The organism is Rhodopirellula maiorica SM1, assembly GCF_000346295.1.
Lineage (GTDB): Bacteria > Planctomycetota > Planctomycetia > Pirellulales > Pirellulaceae > Novipirellula > Novipirellula maiorica.
This window is the reverse complement of record NZ_ANOG01000072.1, coordinates 1-5,319: the sequence shown is the minus strand read 5'-3', so window position 1 is coordinate 5,319 and position 5,319 is coordinate 1. Positions and strand designations below refer to the sequence as shown.

Here is a 5,319-nt window from a genome sequence, read left to right as displayed (position 1 = left end):
GTTATCCGACTGAAACTCTAGCATGGCCGTAAGCTCCAAGCGTCGCAATCGAATCAACGTTGACGATCGGGCCTACCTTTGGTGGGTCGCTCCCGATAATGATTCGCTCGACATCGTCTTGCACGTCATTTCCGAAGACAAACGCTTCAACGTTCTCTATGTGCTTGGGCTACCTTCCGCGACACGTTACGCCACCGTGATTGGAAACGAATTTGGGACGATCGTGACTGGTGGTTCTTGGCGGCGGTTTCTATGCCCTCGTTTTGACACCGAGGGTCAGGTGACACCACGACACGTTCGCTTCCTTCTTAAATGGGCGGCCGCGGCTGACTCCACTATCCACGAAGTTGATGCCGCTGGATTGCCCGTCCCATTCGGAGGACTATGCGACGCTTGCGGCCGTGATCTTCGCGGCATGCTGCGTCTCGATGCTGTATCTTGTTGCTACTGCGACCATCCTGTGGCCGGACGAACTCAATGCTGCGGATAACCATGGCATTCACACGGAGCGGGGCTTGCGGCCGGATTTGCAATGGACAACTTTACTCTCCCCGCCCGGTGATGCCGTACCGTTCGTCGAATTAAGTGCATCATTGGATTGCCGATATTGATGCTGAATCCATACGCCCCAAGTCGGTCCAAGAAGGTTAACCACGAGCACGAGGCACTGGGCTGTTTTCCGATGGCGATCGTTGCTTTGTTGTGCGTCGGCGGCACAATCGGTTTGCTTCTCGGCCTGATGTGGCTATACACATTCGTACTGACTGACTACCGTTCTCACCTCGAACCATTCGCAATTCCATTCGCACTGTTCACTCTCCTCGTATCTGGATTGTCGCTCTGGTTTGCCAAATTCATGGTACGGCCCGGGGATCGCGGAAAGGCTCCGTCCGTACGCGATCACTTTGGGCGGTAATGACGGCGTACGCGAGGTGGTCATGCACCGGGTACAAACGACGAACCATGACATGCACGGGAGAACGGCTTGCGAGGTTTTTGACGTGGAAAGTCTTCCGTCCGTTCCCCGTGATGTCTACCGTTCTGCCAAAGAGAGTCTATGCATGTAATCGGCGACAAATCGCGGCTTGCGTTCGCTACATCGCCATATGAAGATCACGACACGTCATCCGCGTTGACAGTGGACATCTTTGTCGGCGGTCGAACACTTACGCTTCGCGATAATATTGCCTATGTCCCAGGGTTCACTTGTGCCATGGAGTATGCGGTTCGATATTATGCCAAGTCAATCGATTGGCTCTTACCGGATCCTGCAATCGATGGCATGAATCTGCCAGAGGCGCATCTCTACTACTATCACAATGACCGATCACGAACCTGCTTTGATTGGGGACCGACAACGGACGATATTTCGTCGTTTCTTATTCCCTACAACGACACGATTTATTTGACCTACTTTCTATACTCAGAAAACCCAGATCACGAAACGAACCTGCCCATCATTCGTGGTGAGAAACTACACTACCTCGAATTTTTGTCGACGATTTATCGCCAGTGGAAGCTTATGCAAGAGTACAATACTTCCATCGTTGGAAGCCAAGTGATCGTCGAAGAGCTCATTGTCCCCAGATCAATCGATCGGCATGATTCTGTGGTAACACCCGAGGAATCGGCAGAACCACGCGATGGACCGGAGTCGCCGAACCGCCCGTTTGACAATGGATGATCGCTCGCGGCGACCACGGTCATCGCAAACGTTATCCGACTAAGATCGTTTATGTTAACGACTTTTCGCGTCTCCTCGGCGGTTGCAATACTGATGATCCTCTCGGTCGCCGCTTGCAGCAGACGAAAGCAATCTGCTTTAGAGAACACCAAACCAAAATCGGAGTCAGGACCTTTGCTTGAGCAACGCCCCTACACAAAGCATCTCGCCGACTTCGGCGGACTGGCTTGGTGTGTCCTTTTTGTCGAGGCAGACTTCGACCGCGTCGCTACATCGTACGGAAACGACATCAATCAAGCGTTGCGAAATGGCAAATGGGTTGACGGTTCGGACTCGCTATTCGATCCCTCCGGCACGGTTGTTGAGATCAACGATGCTCCATGGTCCGTGATCTTTCACTCGGTCGGTCGTAATCTACCGCTAAACACCGCCAGCTTTGCTTCGACCCTCAATTGTCGTGTACTCGAGTATTGTGCAAACGACACTGCCGGAGTCGTTGATCTAAAACTATATTCACCGGATGGGTCATCCTCCCGTTTCATGAACTCATCTGACGTGGAGACAGAGAACGAACTAAACGAAGATATGGGGCTGCCGCCAGTGTCAGATTACGAACTGATTGAATCGCATTCCAGTCTGTTCGACACGATGGGGATACCCGAGCTTTGCATCTACAATGCCGGTGAGGGCCTGTTTGCCGTGCCTCCCATGCAACGAGAGTTGGTGGGTCGCGTCCGTTACTCCCCCGACATACCGGACGGATAACCACGCGATGATACGGAGCGGCGGTGGTCGCCGTTTCCGCAGTGGTTGAGTCGTTCGCCGCCGCCCGCATATCGCAACCGTTATCACTTCAGAGTATTCGCCATGCCGTGGGAAATCACGATCATCAACGGAACACGGGACAGCAGAAAGCCGCTTGGCCTTCGCGATGATGTGATCGCTGCGTTGGCCGAAGCTGTGCCGGGTGTTGAACTGCAGCGTCCACCAATGCCACCGGACGAAATGCTCGCAATGATGCCTCCTGCCGTCCGCGACGCAATGGCGCGACCAAAGCTGGAAGCGGGCTTTGAGCATGATGACCTCTCAATCCAGTTCTACACGTCAGACACTCCGGAGATTGACTGGATCAATGCCGAAGTACGTGGCAATGGAGACCCACTTCCGGTTCTTCAATTCATATGTTCAAACACTCGGTGGTCGGTCATCGATGTCGGCGAAAACGTGATCGTAGATGTGGCGAACGCGAACTCGGAGTCATGGGACAGTTTCCGCCAATGGCGAGACAAAGCGATTCGCCAGCTTGCGGCCGACGACCCAAAAGAGCGATAACAATGCCGTCAACCGGAGCGGCCGACGACGCGGGTTTTGAAATCAAAGTCTTTTGGCGGCCGCCCGGTTACGGCAGCCGTTCTGGCATGTAAGAGATCGTACTCGTACTCGAATGGGGCACAGCTGACAGAGCCAATCTTCGACCACGATCGACTCGACGTTTATCGTTTCTCGATTGCTTACGTTGCTCAATCATTCGCCATCGCCAAATCGCTTAACGGACTTCATCGTCACGCCCGCGATCAATGGCTCCGCGCGGCACAATCGATTCCGCTGAACATCGCCGAGGGCAACGGCAAACACAGCCTCAAGGATCGCAATCGATTTCTCGACATCGCCCGTGGATCGGCTCTCGATTGCGCCTCGATTCAGGACGTGCTTGCCGCAACCGATGGAATTGATGACGAATCAAACGACGAACTGAAGCGGATGCTCAAACGCATCGTATCGATGCTGACACGATTGATTGGAAGAGCGGATGTCGTGTCCGAGACCGGAGAAGAGTACAATGCTGCTAGCGAGTACGAGTACCGCGATGCTGAGTACGAGTACGAGCACGAGGAACAGCCAGAACCATCCCGATCGGGATAGGGGGCCGGATTGCTCCGGCGCCCCTCCCACATCACCTAGCATGCGGGTCCGCACAATAACGATTCGAAGGGGGGCGATTCGCCGCGAGGATGCTAGCGGTTGCGGGCGTTCTTCTAGACTTGGGTAAGCCCTCACTCTTTAGGTGCACGCTGGATAACGCACGCTGGACTCCCGACGTCTTGGAAAGACGCCATGGGCCTTTGCCGCTAAACGCGAACGGACGGGCCTCCCGGTACGACAAGCCCAATGACATCAGGTTGCGAAGACGTGTTTTCGACTTCTTCCACTGCTTCCAGTAACAAGCCGCAATCCGTGTTTATTTCGACTCACGCGAACTTGGTCCAGCTTTACTGCGTTCAATCTTTCGTTGGACATCGGCTGCGAAGCATTTGTGCTGGCACCCATTACCAGTTTCTTCGGGTTCAGACATTTTCCTGCCCCTCCTCATTTTCCTGCCGCAACCTTTGGTTGCCTTCTTTTGACCGGATGTCAGGAAGGATGGGCGGGCCGAAGTAGGTAGCCTCTAGGTAAATGTCCGCTCGGCAGTCACCCGGCGGAAAGAACCGGCAAAAAGATGGGTGGCAAAAAGATATTGAGACGGATTGATGCTTGGCAAAGGAAAGATGATTTCATGCCTCACCGATTTTCTAACCTTCCATATTTTAATCGATTGTCCTCCTTTTCCGTATTGACACCTGCCGTCGCTTCGCGACTCTGTGGTGGCTACTACAACGCTGTACCCCGGACTCACGTCCGGGGCTACCACTTGTCGTCGCGTTGCGACTGGGAAGTGTCGTCCGCGCAGGCGGGTTTCTGCTTGCAACAAACGCGGGGCTTGGCGTGAATATGTCTGGCGACGGTTTTGAGCAAGGATCGTCACCTCCGGAGCAGTTGCCGGGTGTTCTAAGGAAAGGGGCCTCATACTGTTCTTTCGTTAGAATTTCATTTGGTATACTGACTCCATGAAAGAAACCGGAACTAAGTACAGGGGACTGACTTTTTGGAATGAGGGCACCCCACAAGATCACGCCCATGCTGGGCGTACTGCAACGGAGCGGCGGTGGTCGCCATTCTCGAAATGGCTGAGTCGTTCGCCGCCGCCCGCTGAACCGTGCCGTTCTACCGCAGAGCGCCCGTCAGGGAGCCCATAGACATGACTAGGACAAAGATCAGCATCGTATTCGTTGCATGCGTATTTGTTCTCGCCGAAACTGGGTGTTCTCGGCAACTCGTGGAAAAGGATGGTTCAGACGACTCGGGCGTGGAATCATCCCTCCCGACGCCACCAGAGGACGCTACCCGGGTAGCAACGCCAAACACGGACCAGAACGACGCGCCGAAATATCATCCGAAGCTAGAAAGGCAATCGAAACAGATGGGTGACGAGGAGTTTGCGGCGCTCATCGCTGCTCTGCATAACACTGGTGGCAACGAAGTCGAATTCAAGGCTGCCATCAAGGCAGCGCAAGAGCTTGACAAACTTGAAGATCGCAGTCACCTGCCAGAGCTTTATAAACTGCTCAAGGAGACTGATGATTTGTTTGTGAGAGAAAACGTAGGGCTGGCAATCGCCAACATGGATGGATTGAACGCGCTGCCGGAACTGCTGATAGCCATTCGCGCTGACGGCCATGATTATGACGGATTAGTGAGTCAATTGATGTGGATCGTTGAGGACAATTCCACCGAATCTGTACCGTTGCTGCTGGACA

Annotated in this window: 6 protein-coding genes; all 6 read left to right on the top strand. The window is 53.9% G+C overall.

All coding sequences use genetic code 11. The features are described from left to right. The first annotated feature begins 22 nt into the window (after window positions 1–22). Window positions 23–490, top strand: a complete 468-nt coding sequence (locus RMSM_RS02260) for a hypothetical protein (RefSeq protein WP_008690920.1) — start codon at window positions 23–25, stop codon at window positions 488–490. Window positions 491–1,057: 567 nt separating this feature from the next. Further along, the gene (locus RMSM_RS02250; protein ID WP_008690918.1) at window positions 1,058–1,684 is read left to right on the top strand and encodes a hypothetical protein; all 627 of its coding nucleotides are present in this window, start codon (window positions 1,058–1,060) and stop codon (window positions 1,682–1,684) included. 51 nt (window positions 1,685–1,735) lie between these two features. Continuing rightward, a complete protein-coding gene (locus RMSM_RS02240; protein ID WP_008690916.1) occupies window positions 1,736–2,449 on the top strand; it encodes a hypothetical protein in 714 nt (237 codons plus the stop codon). 102 nt (window positions 2,450–2,551) lie between these two features. Then, window positions 2,552–3,016, top strand: coding sequence for a hypothetical protein (locus RMSM_RS02235; protein WP_008690913.1), 465 nt, complete (start codon window positions 2,552–2,554; stop codon window positions 3,014–3,016). Window positions 3,017–3,052: 36 nt separating this feature from the next. Beyond that, entirely contained in the window at window positions 3,053–3,607 is a 555-nt protein-coding gene (locus RMSM_RS37785; protein WP_008690911.1) for a four helix bundle protein, read from the top strand. 1,153 nt (window positions 3,608–4,760) lie between these two features. Continuing rightward, window positions 4,761–5,319 (top strand): hypothetical protein (locus RMSM_RS02225; RefSeq protein WP_144057306.1); only part of this gene is annotated, 559 nt, incomplete at its 3' end.